Origin of the sequence: Limosilactobacillus caccae (assembly GCF_900156885.1) — a bacterium.
Lineage (GTDB): Bacteria > Bacillota > Bacilli > Lactobacillales > Lactobacillaceae > Limosilactobacillus > Limosilactobacillus caccae.
In genome coordinates this window covers 214,548-233,998 of record NZ_FTOY01000009.1, presented here as the reverse complement: position 1 = coordinate 233,998, position 19,451 = coordinate 214,548, and the positions used below count along the sequence as shown (strand labels likewise).

The following is a 19,451-nucleotide window of genomic DNA, read 5'->3' as shown; positions in this document are numbered from 1 at the left end:
AACATAGTTTCTTTCCAGCCCCTAGTTTTATCTCCGAATATTACATAGTAATCGCGGAAAAAAAGCGAGCCCCTCAAGGGTAACTACGGACAAACGTCGGCCCGTACCGTGCCAACGTCCGTCCTAGGTTACCCCACCGGGGCTCCGAGAAGCTTTTTTCCCAGCTTGTTTTTGTTATATAACTATGTCCTTAGCTAATCTTGCCTAATCGCGACGCAACTGCATCTTGTTATTAAATAAGCGTGCAAGGACAAACATTACGACCAAGTAGATGATTAAGAACATCCACCAAGTAATTGAAGTCCTTAGTAAACTAACTAGCACTGAATCTGGCCCCCAGCTGAGCATGCTTTGCGCAATGGCTGCTAAGGACATACTAAGTAAGACGAACAAGGCAACCGGACCAGCGATGCCGACAATCCACTTCCACCGCCGGCTTAACAGGGCAAAACCATTGCCAATTGCCATGACCGTAATGATGACCGAGAAGTATGAAAGCAGGTTGTAAAGGGATGCGGTAACGCTGATAAATGGGTGGTTAAGCAGGCCAAGCAGTTGGTTCACAAACCACACGATGAGCGTCAACAGGATCATTGAAATGAACCGCCCCTGCCACACAATTTTCCGGGAGATCCCGTTTTGAATTGCCCATTTAAAGTCGCTGTACGGGGTGATTAAAAAGTAAAATACTAGTATCAGGGTTAAAATGCTTGGTAAAGATCCCGGAATACCGGTGAGACTAACTAGGAATGACTGAATGTTATGATCCATTACTAAACCTGCTAAGTAAGCAAATAGTTCCACGGCAACGGCCACAGCAACGGCGATTCCGGTAGCTGCCCCTTCCCGGCGCAACACAGTTGTAATTACTAAATCTCGTTTTTGGTTTTTCATTAGCCCTCTCTCCCATCAGTTAAGTACATAAATAAGTGCTGTAAGTCATAGTGGTCAATCTTTACCTGGTCTGGGATCACCCGTTGGTCATCCAGGTGGTCAAAGATGTAGGAAGTCTGAATGTTTCCTATGCTTTCTTTCTTAAGAACCCGCAGGCCATCAGTGTATTGGTCTACTAGCTTGGCCGGCCCGCTGACAGCGTAAGCCTTCGCTAGCATTTCATCCGTATCTTCATCAATAATCAAGTGGTGGTTGTGCAATACTAATACGTGCTCGACCAACTGTTGAATTTCTTCAATTAAGTGGGTCGATAGGACAAATGTCCGGGGCTTTTCTTGGTAAGTCTTCACCAGCTCCTTGTAGAAAAGATCACGGTGGTTGGCATCCAACCCTAGAATTGGCTCATCGAGAAAGACGTAATCAACATCGACTGCTAGGGCGACAATTAGCTTTGAAATTGTCCGCTGCCCGGTCGACAGGTTGGTGACCTTTGCCTGCGGGTCAAGTTCAAAAAGCTCTGCTAGTTGCTTAGCGTAATCATAATTAAAGTTGCCATAGGCCACGTCCGCCAGGTCAAATGTCTGACTAACCTTCATCCCCCGTGGGTAAAGGTTAGCTTCACTCATCAAGAAGATCTTACTCAGCACATCATCATTGTCGTTTACCACGTCATCGCCTAACCGTACTTCGCCACTTGTCGGGAAGATCCGGTTACTGATGATGTTTAATAGCGTTGACTTCCCTGCCCCGTTACGGCCGAGTAAGCCGTAAATCTTGGCTGGTTCTAAAGTAAAGGACAGGTCGTCAAGAATCATGTCATGCCGATATTTTTTGGTTAAGTTTTTAATGGTTAATTGTTCCATCATGCTCTCCTCGTTCGATTAATTCTAATAAGTGCTGCTTAGTAATCCCTAGCTTGTCAGCTTCAACTAACAGGCTCTTAACATAGTCGTTATAAAAGCTTTCCTTTCGTTGCTCCATGATTTTTTGTTGTGCTCCTTCTTTGACAAACATTCCGAGACCGCGACGCTTTTCAAGCAGTCCCTTATCAACTAACATGTTCATCCCCTTCAGCACAGTCGCGGGATTGATATGCAACTGCTGGGATAGCTGGGTGGTTGACGGCACCTGTGCCTGCTCATCAAAGCCTCCAGCGAAAATCATTTCCTCAAGCTGGTCAGCGATTTGCTGGTAGAGTGGCGCCGACTCATCAAAGTTAAATTGCATCTGGGCACCTCCTTAGTTATTTGGTTAATTACTTATGTGACTAAGTATATATGTAAGTGGGTGGTTTGGCAAGAGAAAATAAAAAAGTTCCCTACTTTTTTGTAGAGAACTTTTGCTAATTAAGAATTAACATGGTCTAATAAGCCATTATCTTTGAAGTAGTAATTAAATTTTCCTAACTTCTGGGATCCAGTTAAGGCTGCGCCGTCAGCACCAAAGTAATAGTTATCGCCGGCACCAACTGTCCGATACCACTGATTGGTAAAACGCGCCCCATCCTTGCCAAAGTAGTAGGTATGGCCCCAATTATTATAGAATTTATTTACATATAACTGACCATTTTGATCGAAATAGTATACTTTTCCGTTATGGTCGGTAATAAATTGGTTTTTCAAATTAGTGATAACACCATCATTATTAAAACGGTATGTCACCCCATTAATTTGGCGAGTCTGGTTACGTAATAGTACCCCATCGTTACTAAAGTAATAGGCATGACCCCACGCAACCATAAAGGCATTGTCCCAACGGGCACCGTCATTACCAAAGTAATAAGTTTGCCCCCAAATATTCATAAAGCGGTTATCCCAGCGGGCACCATCTTCGCCGAAGTAGTAGGTATGACCCCACGCATTCATAAAGCGGTTATCCCAGCGGGCACCATCTTCACCAAAGTAGTAGGTATGACCCCACGCATTCATAAAACGGTTATCCCAACGCGCACCATCTTCACCAAAGTAGTAGGTGTGACCCCATGCATTCATGAAACGGTTATCCCAACGCGCACCATCTTCGCCGAAGTAGTAGGTATGACCCCAGTTACTGTAGAACTTGTTTTGCCAAAGAACACCGTCATCGCCTAGGTAATACATCTTATTGTTAAGCTTCAAGAAGCCCGTTTGCTTTTGACCGTCGATGTAATAATAGGTCTTGTCGCCATCTTTTTTCCAACCGTTCTTTAATTTTTGAAGATCCTTTTTAGCGCTAGCTAGCTTTTGCTCTGCAGACTGGAAAGCCTTATTTGCGAGTAATTGTTCATTTTGCGCCTTCGTTAGTTCTTCTTGCTTTTGCTTAAGTTGATCTTGCTTCTCTGCTAAAGTCTTAGCAAACTGTTCTTGTTGCGCAGATGCTGTTTGTAACTTTTCAGTAGCTTCTTTTACCGCTTGCCCCTTAGCTGTTTCACGATCATTGGCTAGCTTTTGCTCCGCCGTTGCTAAGTCTTTTTTAGCATTGTCTAATAATGTTGTTTTGTTTTTTACATCATTATCTAAAGCGGTTAAATTAGCCTGTGCACTCGTTAATGATTGTTGTGCTTTTTCTAGTACACCTTTTGCATCGGCAGTTGCCTTCTTCGCACTTGCTAAGGATGCCTCTTGATCGGCTTTCTTAGCCATAAAATCAGCTATTTGTTGCTTTATTGCTGACATATTTGTTGTTGGGATAACATATTCTGAGCTTCCAAACTTACCTGAGCCTGAAATATCACTATTAGAAATAAATAGTAATACTAACTTTTGGTTCATTCCTGTTAAACTAACATATCGACTATCATCTAATAAGGTGTTAGCGCTTTGTGGATCTTCTAATGCACTAAGAATCAGATTATAGGTATCACGTTTAAGATCATTTAATGTTACTGGTGTAAACTCGTAGGATGTAACTGTTCGTTCAAAACCATTGAATGACAGAGACGTTTGAGTCATGCCAGTTATTTCTCTATTTAACGTCCCAAAAGCTTTGCCATAGTCATTATATTTTTCTAACCCATTATTGTCAGCAGCATTAGCAATTGAGAATTTTTCATTAGCTCTATCAATATATTCATGTTTTAAGAAATTATTAGCCACATCAGAAGCAAAGTTAACTGAGCCGTTGGTAACCTTTAACGGTTGTAACCCAGCAGCAAAGCGGACTTCATTAATCAAGCTTGCCGCAAACGTTGCTAAACTTGCCCAGTCCCCCTGGGATAATTCATTTAATTCAGCGTATGATCTTTGCGCATCAAGACTAGAATCATGGTACTGGTTCTTATTAAGCGCCTGAATTTCTTCAGCAGAAATAATCGAGTTTGCCCGCAAATTCTTAATGTAATTTTCTGGCAAGTCAATGTGATTAACAGAATTCATTTGGTCATTTAACTGATCGATTTTAGCCTGCGTACCAGCAACAATAGACTGTGCCTTTTCTTGGTCAGCTTGTTTTTGCTTAACGATTTGTTGCTGTTGATTAACAGTTGCTTGTTCACTGTTTACTTTGTTTTGTTGGTCTGCTTTTTTCTGTTGGGCCACCGTTAAGGCAGCATTGGCGGAATCAACTGCCGCTTTTTTATCAGTGATATTCTGTTGGTCCTGTGACAGACTATTTTGTGCATCTACCTGAGCTGCCTTTGCCTTATCTAATGTACTTTGGGCTTGTGAAACCGTCGACTTTGCAGAATCAGCTTGGGCCTGCGCTTCTTGAACCTGCTTTTGCGCACTGTCAACGTTTCCCTGAGCCGCATTTACCTTTTTACCAGCGTTTTCAGCATTTAGCTTTGCTGTATCAAAACTCTTTTGGGCATCATTAACATTTTTTTGCACTTGGGTAACTTGAACCGTTGTCGGCGATGTTGCTGCTTCTACATCACTAGTAGTAACAGCCATTGCACCAAAAGCCAAAGCAACGGTTGTTAATCCCATCACACACCACTTTTTACCAGCCTTGTACAGCTTAAAACGTTTTTTTAACATAAAGTTCTCCTTAATATAAATAAATATAAATGCTTTTTCAGTTTATCATAGTAAGCGGTTACTTGATACACATTTAACAATGTTTTTCAATTTTTATAAAAAAGGAAGCTGACCAGCTTCCTTTTCGTTAATTTGCAATTTAGCCCATTTCAGTTCCTCAGTCTTAGTTGAAGTATTTACTTGTGTAGTGTTTACCTGCTGTAACATCGTATTGGATTAACTTATAATCATGCAAAAACTGCTTCTGCTTTTTGGTAAATGTTTTTTCTTTAACAGTATGACCGCTTTGACCGATAAAATGAGTACTACTGTTAAAAGCATTGACGGTCGAAGCAGAGGTATCCATCGTCATTGCTGGTATCTGTTCATAAACGTTAGTTAGTAAAGCTTGATACCAATCTACCTTTGAATTGGTTTGCTTGGCAACCATCGCAATAAAGTCATTGGGCACAACATATTTCGTCCGATACTCAAAATTCTTTGCACCATGCTCGCGGGCATATTTATTTGAATATATGAAGTAATCTGTTTCATGAAGTTTAACGCCATCTTTCTTCATATCATTTCCATATATTCCTGGTAAGTGATCTCCATAAAATACAATCGTGATCGGCTTATTAATTTCATCTAGCTGTGAAATAAATTGACGTAAGTACTTATCCGTATAGTGAATGCCAGTTGTAAAGTCGTTAACGGCATTGATATTAGTCCCTGCCGAAACTTTAACTGCTTCATATCTTGCAAGATTATCATAGTAATTTTGATCGTATGGGAAGTGGTTCTGCATCGTCACGAGATTGATAAACTGCCCACCATCGTGTTCGCGAATCTGGTCAAGAGCATTATCATATGACGTTTTATCAGATAAGTACGGACTACGATCAATCTTCATCCGATGTTTAATTGGGTCTTTACTTCCTAAATACATAAATTTGTTAAAGCCAAATTTGTGGTATACAGTTATCCGACTATAGAACGCTCCAATATAAGGATGAATTGCCGTTGCGTATCTAAAACTTTGCACAATTGACGGGTTATTTTTTAATGTTGGTACTAATTGGGTATATGGAGTTGGTAATGTTGGTGAAAAATTACTGAGTGTAAAACCGGTTAGAGTCATATATTCCATATTTGCAGTTCCACCACCATAACCAGAACTAATCATCGTTCCACCTGTCCCCTGTTTCTCCATCTTAGTTACAAATGGAATAGGATTGTTTTTCAATTTCACTCCGGGGACACGGTTGGGATTAGCAAAACTTTCACTTAAATTGAAAATAATAGTCTGCTTATCTAAATGATTTTCCCTTGTCTCATTAATTTTTGCAGCTTCCTTACCGTAACGCTGGACAATTTTAACCATTGCCTTTTGCGAATAGCCACTTGGTTGCTTCATTACTGTTACATCAACGTTGTTCAGATATTGAAGAATTGGGCCATTAATTTTAGCCCCACTTAACTGATTGTAAAACATTGGCTGGTCATCAATTGCTGATAAAAAGTTATTTATTGGTGTGTTCGGTTGGTTCCAAATAGTACTACTTAGAAAGATTAACGGAGCAAATAATAAGTAAAATATCCGTTGCCCTCGCGAAAACTTCACCGCCACTACTCTTCTTATTTCTAACCAGGTAATGATGAAAATTAGCAAGATCAGAAAGATAGCAAAACTCAACCATATTTTCAGATCAACCATTCCAAATAATTGTTTAGCAACAGAAAGCATTGCAAGATCAGCTGGAAGAATTGGCTCATTTCTCGCTGCAATTTTTTCTTTGTTAGCTATTACAAGTACAACATTAAAAACCATTACTAGGAAAAGTCCAATCCAATAGCGATTGGTCAGCGCCTGAATAAACTTTATTGAGGCAAAGATTATTAACGTTGTTAATGCTAATGTCATTTCCCGTTGCCCTAAAGTATAAGCAAAGATATTGTAGCTTGGACCAACATTTGGTGTTATTTGCCAACTCGTATTCATTAATAATGTTACAGTCAGTGCCATCATATAAGAAAGTAAGCTTAAGCACAGCGTCGGCCGCAGCTCCCGATATTTTGCAATAGCTATCCTTTGCTGTTTTTTATTAGCCAATAAAAAGAAGTGACTTATCTTCTTACTTAGGGAATCAATAAGTGAGATTCTTAAAAAGAATGTCCAACATTGGGCAATGATTATTCCCACTAATACTAAGCCGAGTGAAAGAACAGCAAGTTTAAATGAAGAGTGGCCAATTTGCTTATCAACAAGGGCCGCCAAGTAAGCAATAATTGCAGTATTTTCAATCAATGTTAGATAGCTAAAGGTAATTCTCAAATTAATAAATTTTATTAATTGCTTAACAATCTGAGCAAGTGCAAACGCCGTTAGAACGGCTAAAAAATTAAATGATGTTGTAAAACGACCAATCGTTGTTCCATCAATACTAAAAAACGGCATGATTGCTTGAAGAAAGGCATTGCCAAATCCAGCAATTGTTGCTAAGCTAAACCATTTTAATAAAGTTAATTTGGGGACAAAACTTCGCCAGCCAAGCAGAACCATCAATGCGTAAAATAGAAAATTAGCTCCGTCTGCCCAGCCAAACATGTTGGGCGTTGAAAATGAAGAAACGAAGACTAGCCCCCATATCAAAATAGGAATATATCTTTGGTACTGCACAGTAAGGTTATCGCTCAACTTCCCCAAAAAGAGGCCGAACATACTTGCAAATATTAATGGATAAGTGTTTCTTAATAATGGAAAGAACGAGTCATAGAAAAGCTTGGGGGTAGCGTTTCTACTACAAAGTGAAACAATCAAGCAGGCAATTGTCCCTAAGGCAAAAGTATTCAACCAAGTTTTAACAGTAAGTGCAATAACATTATCTTTTTGCTTCCTTAGCTGTGTTCCCAATAATATTAGAAAAATAGTTGGCCCTAACAGCGTTAAGCTATGTAACACCTGCAATGCACTAGTGTGTAGGTTGGCACTATTATAATTAGCAATACTTGGCGAAAGTCGCCAGTATACCTGGTCGATTCCAACCCACATCAAAATTAGTAACCATAAAAATTTGTCTTTCAATTTATTCATCTTATTAATCCTCTAATTTAAATTTACAGATTAAATGATAACATACCAATATTATTAGGGTGAGAAACGTTATTTCTCTGGTAGTAGCATATTTTTATCGATCTTAAGTAAAAAAGGAAGCCAACCAGCTTCCTTTTAATTAAATATGATTCTTAGTAGTCCGTGCCAGGGATTCAATCATGTTAACCCCCACATTCATTGGTAAGTTATTGTCCGTGTAAACTGCAATTGAGTATCCACTGTCGCCATGTGGAATATAACCAATACTATTTACGTACCACTTCCAAGAAGGAGCGAGCGCTAACCAACCATTCTTAACGTAGAACTGGTTGCTTCCGGCTGAAATCCCCCAATTTTGGCTTGCAGAAACTGTACTCATTAGTGATTTAATATAGTTTCGTGAATTATCATTCAAGTAGCTAGAATGTGGCTTGATGAAAATTTCATTTAATAACTTTAGTTGGTCTGTTGACGTTGTCTGCGTCAATCCCCAGTGATTATTTACTCCTGGTGTTGTCTGATTCATCCCTAATGCTGAATAGATTGCCCGCATTCCATTTGTACCACCGAGATAATTATTAACCAGCGTCGTAGTAGCCGCATTATCACTGTTTCTAATCATCTTAGCAGCTAAGTCACGTTGATATGCCGTCAAATTGCCATTCGTATTATGAAGTAATTGTGCTAATACAGCAACTTTCACTGTACTTGCAGTTGGTAAGCGGTAGCCAGGCGTATTGGTATATTCATGTACAATCCCATCCTTTTGCGATTGGGCAGCAATCATGATGTGATGACCATTATAGCCATTAATCAATGTCTTCCACTGCGCAACTAACGGATCATCATGAGCAATTCCCTCTTTGTCAAAATAATAGGTCTCACCGTTTACCGGGAAGTATTCAGATGTTGCACGGGCACCGTCCCACTTAAAGTAGTAGCGATTGCCCCAAGCATTCATCCACCGATTATCCCACCGGGCACCATCTGCACCAAAATAATAGGTGTTACCCCAGTTGTTGTAAAATTGATTAGTATAACGAGCACCATCTAGGCCAAAGTAATAAGTGTGGCCCCAATTATTGTAGAAGCGGTCCTTATACTCACGGCCATCATTGCCAAAGTAATATAGTTTGCCATTCTGCGTTAAGAAATAGTTACGTTGCATAACTCCCTGGTTATTAAAGAAATAAGTGCTACCGTTAATATCCGCCTTTTGTGATGTAGCACGGACACCATCGCCAAGGAAATAATACCATTGGTTCCAGGCATTCATCCACCGATTATCCCACCGGGCACCATCGTTACCAAAGTAATAGGTATTACCCCAATTATTATAAAACTTATTATCCCAACGAGCGCCATCTGCACCAAAGTAGTAAGTATGACCCCAATTCGTGTAGAACTGGTTGGTATAGCGAGCACCGTCTAGGCCAAAGTAATAAGTATGGCCCCAGTTGTTGTAAAAGCGGTTTTTATATTCCTGACCATCGGCACCAAAGTAATATACTTTACCATTTCGCTGTTGGAATTGGTTAGCAGCCATCACACCGTAGTTATCAAAGTAATAGGTCGCATGATCAATGTCCGCAAGCTTATTCGTATAGCGGGCACCATCTGCACCGAAGTAATACTTCTTACCCCAATTTTGATACCATTGATTCTGGTAAAGCTTACCATCTTTCCCATAATAGTAAACATTGTTATTAATCGTACTAAAAGTATCAGGCTTACCAGTTGTGGATACTCCATTTACATTCGTAGTTTCTTCGGCGGCTGGTGCAATCGGTGTAACATCTAAAGTTTGCTGATTATTTTCGCCTTCTTGATCAGATTTTGCTTCCGGATTACCAGCGGCCGGTGCTTCTTGAACTGCGGTAATGTTAACCGTTGATTCAGGACTTTTTACAGTGACATCAGCTTGGGCGGTTGTAACGCCAAGGGTCAATCCTGCAAGAACGATTGCTGCGCAACACCACTGCTTACCACTTTTATAAAGTTTAAAGTGCTTTTTTAGATTCAAAATAAACTCCCCTTTTTTCATTACTGCCTAATAGTAACTTTCAATATGGAAAATTACAATCGCTTTCATAAATTTTAACAAAAAAAGGAGCGTGTTACAGCTCCTTTTACGATATTTCAAAGCAAAGTAATCAAATAATACCATTATTAGTTACAATAGGTATGAGAAATATAAGTTAGCAAACTATCCTAATAATGACTAATAAATAGATAATGCTTGACCATTCATTTCGCCCTGGATATGTTTTGCTGGAACCCAGGCATTATAGCCTAAATCATAAGCATTTTTCCCTGTTGAATGAGCTGTCCACCGACCACGATATCCATAAAGCGGATCATAAACATGGAAAGTATTATTATGAGAGTTGTATCCGAGAATAACTTTACAGTGGTTCCGATTACCACCAGCATCATAGGCAGACCAACCATAATAAAGTACTGGGTGACCGCTTTGAACAATTTGAGCGATTTTTGAAAGATTAGTGTATGAAATATCACGAACCCCATTATAGAATTGCTTACCATACTTGCTCAATGCATTAGGCTGGATAACATGATCAAAGCCAGCACCAGTGGTAACATCACCAGATTGACCACCATTCCATCCTTGATTCCGACTTCCTGAAACATTAGGCTCATTATGAATTAGGTCATAAAGGTTGGGATAAACATTCTTTATACTCAAAAGCATTGCTAGTGAAGCACCTGCACATCCCCATGGAGCAAAGACTGGTGTGTATTGGCTAAAGTAGTGAACATCACTAACAATTCCTGCACCATCAGCCCAGTGAGCATCATAATCGTTTCCAGAACCATTAGTATTGAAGAAAGTGTTAGTTAAAAGAACGCCACCTTCACCAAAGAAGTATTTGTGGCCCCAGTTATTATACCAACGGTTATCCCAGCGAGCACCGTCTGCGCCAAAGTAATAGGTATGACCCCAGTTATTATAGAAGCCGTTATCTAAGCGAGCACCGTCCTTTTGGAAGTAGTATGTGTGGCCCCAATTGTTGTAAAAGCCGTCATCTAAACGAACGCCACCCTTACCGAAGTAATAGGTATGGCCCCAGTTATTATAAAAGCCATTGTCTAAACGAACGCCACCCTTACCGAAGTAATAGGTATGGCCCCAGTTATTGTAAAAGCCATTGTCTAAACGGGCACCATCTTTTTGGAAGTAGTACGTGTGACCCCAATTATTATAAAAACCATCATTTAAGCGAATGCCATCTTTTTGGAAATAGTAAGTATGGTTATTTTGGTTTAAGAAGTAGTCTTTTTGTTGCTGACCTTGGTCATTAAAGTAATAATCCTTACCATCAATTTGTTGCTGACCAGTTAGCTTTTGACCATCCTTGTAGTAATAGTTGCTACCGTTTTGCGTCTGCCAGCCAGTTTTTAATGAGGTTGCTTTAGGAGCAATGGCTGCCTTGCTATCTGTCAATTGAGCCTGATTATTATTAACAATGGATTGCTGTTGAATGCCACTATTTCTCTCTTCGCTTTGCCCTGAAAGAGTTGATAAAACTACTGTATTTGAAGCTTGGCTTGCTGTTTCTTGTGTATTTACTAGTGCTACACTACTATTTGAACCCCCAACATTACTATCAGTAACATCCGCACTTACACTTTGAGAGACTGCAAATGCTCCAGTAGCTACTAAAACAGTAGTCATTGCCATGTAACACCAGTTTTTCCCTTTTTTAAACATCTTATAATGTATTTTCATTTTATTAATCCTCCCCATTTATATATCATTATTATCTTATACCTTCAAAAAAATAGAAACAAACACTATTTTTTTACAATTAAGTATCTTTAAAATACAAATCTCTCTAAGCATATCGATTCAATATACTTAGAGAGATTTATTTACCACTTAATGGCTTAGACTAACGTTTTAATTTGTTTTATAGCCATTAAGGAATCCTTTATACATATTAAGCGATTGTAGTGGATATCCATGATCATCAAATAATGTTACATTATCCCATGTGGTACCACCCCAAGTTGGCTTTCCTTCGTAAAACATTACCGAGTCTGGAGCATACCCAGTAGCGTACTTAGAAGCCCAACCTGTTCCATACTGGTTTGACATCTGTTTATTATAATCCCAGTTATCCCAACCAGCCTTTACTGGTATCCAAGCAGGCTCCCAATAAAAACCACCAATACCGTTGCCAGCAAGAATTGCCTTGTACATATCAGCCATTGCATCTACTTGACCTTGTGGATCATGAGAATAGGTATCAATTACATCACTTACTGAATTTCCGGTACCATCAGCATCACGTTTATTATTGATCCAACCAGTTTCAAGAACAACTGTCTTCTTACCAAATTCTTTTTGAACCATGTTTTCGACTGCAGTAAGATTCTTAGGCGTATTAGCGCCAGTACCAAGGTCTTGACCGTCATAAGAACCATTATTATCACCTGTTGACCAGAACGGGTAGTATGAAGTTCCCAAATAATCATAATCAACATTGTTATCCTTAATAGCGGTTAGTATTGACCTATACTTATCAATGTTTGGCGTTTCTAACTGAATAGCGATCTTGACATTTGAAGCATTTTCACGAATTGCCTGTGAAGCTGCAGACAAGTATTCACAGATTTGAGCAGCTTTATTCTTGTCACTCCAAATATTTGACCATGATTCACCAGCATCACGGTTACTGTAAATTCCAAAGACCCCATTGGTAATCTCATTACCAATTTGAACCATTCCAAGATTTACACCATTTACTTTAAGATCATTTACTACTTTTGCAGTGTATAAGTATACTTCCTTCTTCAAGGCATCAGATGAAAGATTCTTCCATGCCTTAGGAAGTGGTTGCTTAGCTGGATCAGCCCAGAAATCTGAATAGTGGAAATCAAGTAATACCTTCATTCCATACTTAGTGGCTTCCTTTGCCATATTAATAAGACTTACTTCATCATTAGTCCCACCAGCATAGCCTTTACCATCTGCATTGTATGGATCGTTCCATAACCGCAAACGAATATAGTTAACGCCAGCATCACTTAATACTTTAAATAAGTTTGCAGGATGGCCATTAAAATCATAGAACTTAACACCAGCATTAAGAAGTGTTTGGTAACTAGATACATCAACTCCACGAATAGTATCGTTTATCATTCCTGAAACTGGCTTAACTTTTACAGAATCATATTTAAGGCCAATCTCACTCCCAGTTTGGTAAGCTAAGTCAAGTTCCTCAGCTGTCTTTTTACTTGCAGGAGTAGTGTTCGCCATATCAAGCTGAGTTGGTTTAGCCTTACCCCATGTTAATGTTGCACTGTAGTTAACCTTTAATGGATCGCCATATTTAACATCTTTATTTAATTTCAGGAAATTATTTAGCTTATCATCGGCATTATTACCTACAAGCCAGAATTCATAATGGTAAGCATCATTGCCATTATAATAATTCTTGGTTCCTTGCAATGCCGTCGAATTACCAGGCAGTGAAGCAAAAATACTCGTCAAAGTCTGAGTATCAATTGTGCTACCTTTCTTACCAGTGAGTAATGCAGGGTAGTATGAATTTAGTGCATTCCCTACTTCATTCGATGTAATATCACTATTGATAGCAAGAGCGTCTTTTACGTTTTTACCATTATCATAAATTGCTGAAGTGATGGCAGTAAGAGAAGAAGTTGCTTGAGCTTCATTAATAGCTTGACCTGGTTTGAAAACAACTACAACAAGTTTATCTTTGTTAACATCCGCTCCAACACCGACTACTGAATCATTAGCATTTTCAAAATCGTATGAATTCAAACAGTTCTTGGCAATTTCCTTTGAATCAGCATCAGAGAAGTTTGTCGTATAAACAACTAAAACCTTACCATCAAGCAAGCTATCATCGTGCAGTTTTTGAGCAATTACATTCTTATCAGCATTTGTATCACCTTGTGCAACTTCTTGGGCTATGTCATGTAACGCTAACTCTTGATAGTGATTAGTTTGATTCTGCCAATCATATTTTACATTTTTAATTCCTTGGCTGGTTAATGTTTTCGCAATATCTTGTGCAACTGCATTTCTGGTTTCTTCAGCATCATATACCTTAGTTATTTCACCCTTGGCGTTAAATTGATAGCCTTTACCGTCAATAACCTTAAGTTGGTCAGTAAGCATTATGCCTTGACCATCAAAATAATACTTTTGACCATCTTTATTTAAAAATTGGTTTGTATACCGTGCGCCATCTTTACCAAAATAGTAAGTATTTCCCCAATTCTTGTAGTACTCATCTTGATACATTACCCCATCGTTATCGAAGTAATAAAGCTTACCGTCCTTATTTAAGAACTGGTTCGTATAGCGTGCACCATCTTTACCAAAGTAGTAGGTATGGCCCCAGTTTTTGTAATACTTATCTTGATACATTACTCCATCATTGTCGAAGTAATAAAGCTTACCGTCTTTATTCAAGAATTGGTCCGTATAACGGGCACCGTTTTTACCAAAGTAATAAGTGTTGCCCCAATTCTTGTAATATTGGTTCTGGTACATAATTCCTTGGTTGTCAAAGTAGTAAACCTTACCATTCATATTCAAAAATTGATTGGTATAACGGGCACCATCACTGCCGAAATAATAGGTATGTCCCCAATTGTGATAGAACTTATTAGCTACTAGAGTACCTTTAGAGTCAAAGTAGTAAAGTTGATTTTCGTTTGCCGTTAAGAACTGATTCCGCAAAGGAATAACTCCATCATTATTTATCCAGTAACTGTTTCCATTAACGTTCTTCGTTTGGTTCTTAACTAAGGCGCCATCTTTACCGAAGTAGTAAGCACTTCCCCACTTTACCATGTAGCGGTTATCCCAACGAGCGCCATCATTTCCAAAGTAGTAAGTGTTTCCCCAGTTATTGTAAAATCGGTTATCCCAACGGGCACCATCTGAGCCAAAGTAGTAGGTATGCCCCCAATTATTATAAAACTGGTTTTGATACATAATTCCTTGATTATCAAAGTAATATGTTTTGTTATCTTTAGTTAAAAACTGATTAGTATAGAGCGCCCCATCATTTCCAAAATAATAAGAATGTCCCCAATTATGGTAAAAACTGTTATCTAAGCGGGCACCATTTTCTTGAAAGTAATATGTTTTTCCCAAGTTATTATAAAACTGATTTTGATATAATTTGCCATTCTTACCGTAGTAGTAAGTGTTTCCGTTAACCGTCTTAAATGTTTCAGGTTCTGCAGCTGCTGGGACAGTTTCTGCATTTCTTTGACTACTATCATCAGCAGCTGCTGTTTTAATCGCTTCTACATTAGAAGCAGGATTTTCATCCGTTATTGATTTATTTACTTTTTTTACCGACTCTGTCTGACTACTATCTGTTTGAACTGCTGGCTCTTGTTCAGTACTGCTAGTTGTCATCGCCGTCGTGTTCTCACTTGGAGTATCGTCAGCTAAGGCGACAGAACTACCTAGCGCCATTCCAGTTCCCAATGCAATTGTTGCAATAGCTGCACAGCACCAAGTCTTTCCAGCTTTATAGAGCTTAAAATGTTTTTTTATTTCCATTTTTATTCCCTTTCGAATGTAAATTTACCCATTTAATATAGATCATTCTTATAGTAATTTCAAATAGAAAAAGGCTAGCACCTAGGGCACTAACCTTTCCGTCTAATCTTCTTTTAACTTATTGGCATAATCATTAATTAATGTCTCATTGGTTTCCTTTTCATAGATTGCAGTAAGGTCACTCATTGGGACAACTTTTTCGTCATACTTAGCATGGGCGGTATCAGTTCCAGATTTTGGATCCAGGTACTTAATAAGGACGTTATTGCCTTGAATTTCCTTAAAGTAAATGTAACTAGCTGGATCACCGTTAGCAGTAATGTAGTTATAACCTTTATTAACACCGTTCTTTTCCGCACCGTAGCTAAGGACATTATCGGCAACATAAGACTTAAACCAATCTGGGTCCTGGTAAAGAGCTACAAGGGTAGCCATATATTGTTTATAGTTAACCTTGTTAATCCCATTAGGAATCAGAGATCCCTCATCATTAAAAAGATATGTTTGCCCGTTAATTTCTTGCTTTCCAGTTACTGGGTAACCATTTTTACCAAAGTAAAGCGTGCTGCCTTCGTACATTAACCACTGGTTAACAAGCATCCGTCCTTCACCATCAAAGTAATGAATGTGGGTGTTAGAATCATTTTTATCTAAAAATTGATTAGTGTAACGAGCACCATCGGCACCAAAGTAGTAAGTGTTACCCCAGTTCTTGTAGTAACGATTTTGGTACATTACCCCATCATTGTCAAAGTAATAAACCTTTCCATCCTTGGTTAAAAATTGGTTTGTGTAACGTGCACCATCGTTACCGAAGTAATAGGTATTGCCCCAGTTTTTGTAGTAACGATCTTGATACATTACACCATCAGCACCGAAGTAATAAAGCTTACCATTCTTCGTTAGAAATTGGTTGGTGTACCGCGCACCATCAGCACCAAAGTAATAAGTCTTGGTACCATCTTTATAATAACGGTTATGATACATTACACCATCATTATCAAAGTAGTAAGTCTTACCGTTCTTGGTTAAGAACTGGTTGGTATACCGCGCACCATCAGCACCAAAGTAGTAAGTATTGCCCCAGTTCTTGTAGTAACGATCCTGGTACATTACTCCGTCGTTATCAAAGTAGTATAGCTTACCATTCTTTGTTAAGAATTGGTTGGTGTATCGCGCACCATCAGCACCAAAGTAGTAAGTATTGCCCCAATTCTTGTAGTAACGATCCTGGTACATTACTCCATCATCATCAAAGTAGTAAAGTTTACCATTCTTTGTTAAGAATTGGTTAGTATAACGAATACCGTCGGCACCAAAGTAGTAAGTATTGCCCCAATTCTTGTAGTATTGGTTCTTGTACATCGCACCATCATTGCCGAAGTAGTAAAGCTTGCCATTCCAATTCAAGAACTGGTTGGTATACCGCGCACCATCATTACCAAAGTAATATGTATTGCCCCAATTATGATAGAACTTATTAGCAATCATGCTACCGTTTTTATCAAAGTAGTAAAGTTGATTTTCATTTGCCGTTAAGAAAGTATTTCGTAAAGAAATAATACCATCAGCATTGGCCCAATGATATGAACCACCGACATTAACATTCCTATTTTTCACTAAAGCACCATCATTGCCAAAGTAGTAAGCATTCCCCCATCTAGTCATAAAACGGTTATCCCAGCGGGCTCCATCACCACCAAAGTAGTAAGTATTGCCCCAGTTATTATAGAAACTATTATCTAAACGGGCACCGTTCGTACCGAAGTAGTAGGTATTACCCCAATTATGATAAAAGTAGTCCTTTGCAAGTTTTCCTTCACCATTATAATAGTACGTACTTCCATCTACCGTTGCAAACGTATTAGGGGTTCCTGTTTCAGCAACACTATCAGTTGATTGCTGAGAGGTACTAGTTTTTGGATCATTGCTTTGAGGTGCTACAGGTGCCTTTGATTGTTCGTTATCACCACTCTGATCTTGAGTTTTCTTATCAGCCACCTGTTGATTCTCTTGTCCAGCTACTGAATCAGTATTAACTTCTAATGTCTGAAGATTACCGTTATCTGTATCGGCATAGGCTGACTCAGCTACTGTTAGTCCTAATCCTAGAGTTACCGTTGCAATTGCGGCATAACACCATTTCTTGCCTGCTTTATACATTTTGAAATGTTTTTTCATGTTGCTTTACTCCTTCAAAACCTTTTTCACACTAAATATAATCTAAAATTGGATTACAATCAATTTCTATTTACACTAGATATTAAATTATCTAATATGCAAAAGATCTTTTCTTAATATTAGTGCTATAAGTAACATCCAGGTTACTATACTTACAACCATTGAAATATTGTCCAAAAGTGATGGTACATATTTAATAATAAGTGGATAATTAATTACATTATTTACAGTAAGCAAGCTATTTTTTTTATTACTTGTTAAAATATTTTGCTTATTTTGATAAATATGTATATTTCGGTAACTAGCCACGGGTAAGACAACTCGGCCCTTATTACGTATATCTTTATCATAAATAATAATTCCATTTGGTATTGCTTTAAATTTATCTAGTTTAATATTTTTTCCATTTACAATAGCATTATTATCTATAATATTATCGAAACTTTTTTTATCCATTTGGGGAGTATATTGATCTAACCACCAATACGTCATATCTTTTGAATCGGAAGAATAAATTTTTCCATTTATAAAATTTTCCTTCTGATTTTGATGTAAATAGGTGAATGTTGTTGCACTTGAATACCAAGGAATAATTACTATTAAAATACTTAATAGTAATATTAATACTTTACTTTTTACTTCAACTTTATATTTGCTAAAGATATTAACAATCATTGTTCCGAATAGTGGTGATAGCAGTATAGTAGATAACTCTAACAATCTAAACGGAAATTGCATAACTTTTAAGGGGGTTGCCATTACAATTGTCCACGGGAAAATACTAGATGACATTAAAAATAAAATTCCACCGCTAATTTCAAAAAATTTATCAAAACTATCTAGCTTGTTATAGTTAAAAAGCCCCCAAAGCATTGATATAAGAAGAATAAAGCCAATGTTTGCTACTTCCCACCAGTTTGATACCTGTTTTACACTAATTATATTAGAGAAAGAATTTAACAATAGATTAGATAATGTCGTTGTAAATTCCGATAAATAAGTTGGACTTGGTTGATTATAATTCTTAAATGTTTCTTGTTCTAAAAATGGAACTATAAATATTGCACTACTACATAAAAAAGCAATTACTGCCATAAATAGATATTTAATTGTTTTTTTATTAATAATATCTTTGATATATGCAACAAAAATAACTAATAATAAAGATACGCACAATAAAGTACTTAGCACATGTGAAAGTAACGTAAAGGACAGCCCCAACGCTAAATACGGCCAGTCTCGCTTATTTCCGTATATTATTGAGTATAATCCGTAAAGTGCAAGTGGAATAAACGTCATCCCAATATATTCACCTAGTGCAAAGCGGCTAAACGCATTTATAGTACGATATGTACTAAAGCAATAGACAACTGCTACTAATATACTTTGTATCGTTGATCTCTTTATCTTCCTCATTACAATGTACATATTCAACATTGATAGGAAAGAATAAAATGCCATTCCAACATATACACCATTTACATCATTTTTTAATAGAATACTTGCTACAGCATAGGGTAACAATGTCAATTGAGGGTAAAATGCTCCTAGTAAGTAAGCCGTATTTTTAAAATGATGAGTATATAAATATGGATACCAAACACCATTTTTCAAATTATCAGTAAGTTCTTGAATTCTATTTATATGATAAGGAAGATCTCCAGCACTAAATATGACATGACAACGTATAAAGGGATAGATAAATAATATACTTAGACAAAAAAATACCAATATTATAAAACTATTTTTTAATATTCGATTATTAATCTTT

General features: G+C 37.8%; 10 protein-coding genes. All 10 read right to left on the bottom strand.

Annotation, left to right across the window (positions count from 1 at the left end; all coding sequences use genetic code 11):
• Positions 1-204: 204 nt before the first annotated feature.
• The 10 genes from CZ502_RS03345 to CZ502_RS03300 all read right to left on the bottom strand — a co-directional run bounded on the left by CZ502_RS03345 (position 205) and on the right by CZ502_RS03300 (position 19,294).
• Positions 205-894: a hypothetical protein gene (locus tag CZ502_RS03345; protein WP_076459680.1), complete on the bottom strand. Its 690-nt coding sequence runs from the start codon at positions 892-894 to the stop codon at positions 205-207.
• Positions 894-1,760 carry an ATP-binding cassette domain-containing protein gene (locus CZ502_RS03340; RefSeq protein WP_200804216.1) on the bottom strand — a complete coding sequence of 289 codons (867 nt, stop codon included), beginning with the start codon at positions 1,758-1,760 and terminating at the stop codon, positions 894-896. The genes CZ502_RS03345 and CZ502_RS03340 overlap by 1 nt, the downstream gene beginning before the upstream one ends.
• Entirely contained in the window at positions 1,738-2,121 is a 384-nt protein-coding gene (locus CZ502_RS03335; protein WP_076459678.1) for a GntR family transcriptional regulator, read from the bottom strand. Before CZ502_RS03335 ends, CZ502_RS03340 begins: the two co-directional genes overlap by 23 nt.
• A gap of 119 nt (positions 2,122-2,240) precedes the next feature.
• Positions 2,241-4,850, bottom strand: a complete 2,610-nt coding sequence (locus CZ502_RS03330) for an SEC10/PgrA surface exclusion domain-containing protein (protein ID WP_076459677.1) — start codon at positions 4,848-4,850, stop codon at positions 2,241-2,243.
• A 163-nt stretch (positions 4,851-5,013) separates the two neighbouring features.
• Positions 5,014-7,923: an LTA synthase family protein gene (locus tag CZ502_RS03325; RefSeq protein WP_076459676.1), complete on the bottom strand. Its 2,910-nt coding sequence runs from the start codon at positions 7,921-7,923 to the stop codon at positions 5,014-5,016.
• 139 nt (positions 7,924-8,062) lie between these two features.
• Positions 8,063-9,946: a serine hydrolase gene (locus tag CZ502_RS03320; protein WP_159434552.1), complete on the bottom strand. Its 1,884-nt coding sequence runs from the start codon at positions 9,944-9,946 to the stop codon at positions 8,063-8,065.
• Positions 9,947-10,144: 198 nt separating this feature from the next.
• The gene (locus CZ502_RS03315; RefSeq protein WP_159434551.1) at positions 10,145-11,674 is read right to left on the bottom strand and encodes a C39 family peptidase; all 1,530 of its coding nucleotides are present in this window, start codon (positions 11,672-11,674) and stop codon (positions 10,145-10,147) included.
• A 171-nt stretch (positions 11,675-11,845) separates the two neighbouring features.
• Positions 11,846-15,499 carry a glycosyl hydrolase 53 family protein gene (locus CZ502_RS03310; protein ID WP_076459673.1) on the bottom strand — a complete coding sequence of 1,218 codons (3,654 nt, stop codon included), beginning with the start codon at positions 15,497-15,499 and terminating at the stop codon, positions 11,846-11,848.
• 102 nt (positions 15,500-15,601) lie between these two features.
• On the bottom strand, positions 15,602-17,680 hold the full coding sequence (locus tag CZ502_RS03305; RefSeq protein WP_076459672.1) for an Lreu_0056 family protein: 2,079 nt from the start codon (positions 17,678-17,680) through the stop codon (positions 15,602-15,604).
• 87 nt (positions 17,681-17,767) lie between these two features.
• Entirely contained in the window at positions 17,768-19,294 is a 1,527-nt protein-coding gene (locus CZ502_RS03300) for a 6-pyruvoyl-tetrahydropterin synthase-related protein (RefSeq protein WP_159434550.1), read from the bottom strand.
• Positions 19,295-19,451 lie beyond the last annotated feature (157 nt).

What these genes read in the sequence shown, in the direction of transcription:
- CZ502_RS03340 (WP_200804216.1), bottom strand. Translation starts at nt 1,760, where the DNA reads ATGATGGAACAATTAACCATTAAAAACTTAACCAAAAAATATCGGCAT.
- CZ502_RS03345 (WP_076459680.1), bottom strand. Translation starts at nt 894, where the DNA reads ATGAAAAACCAAAAACGAGATTTAGTAATTACAACTGTGTTGCGCCGG.
- CZ502_RS03310 (WP_076459673.1), bottom strand. Translation starts at nt 15,499, where the DNA reads ATGGAAATAAAAAAACATTTTAAGCTCTATAAAGCTGGAAAGACTTGG.
- CZ502_RS03325 (WP_076459676.1), bottom strand. Translation starts at nt 7,923, where the DNA reads ATGAATAAATTGAAAGACAAATTTTTATGGTTACTAATTTTGATGTGG.
- CZ502_RS03330 (WP_076459677.1), bottom strand. Translation starts at nt 4,850, where the DNA reads ATGTTAAAAAAACGTTTTAAGCTGTACAAGGCTGGTAAAAAGTGGTGT.
- CZ502_RS03305 (WP_076459672.1), bottom strand. Translation starts at nt 17,680, where the DNA reads ATGAAAAAACATTTCAAAATGTATAAAGCAGGCAAGAAATGGTGTTAT.
- CZ502_RS03315 (WP_159434551.1), bottom strand. Translation starts at nt 11,674, where the DNA reads ATGAAAATACATTATAAGATGTTTAAAAAAGGGAAAAACTGGTGTTAC.
- CZ502_RS03335 (WP_076459678.1), bottom strand. Translation starts at nt 2,121, where the DNA reads ATGCAATTTAACTTTGATGAGTCGGCGCCACTCTACCAGCAAATCGCT.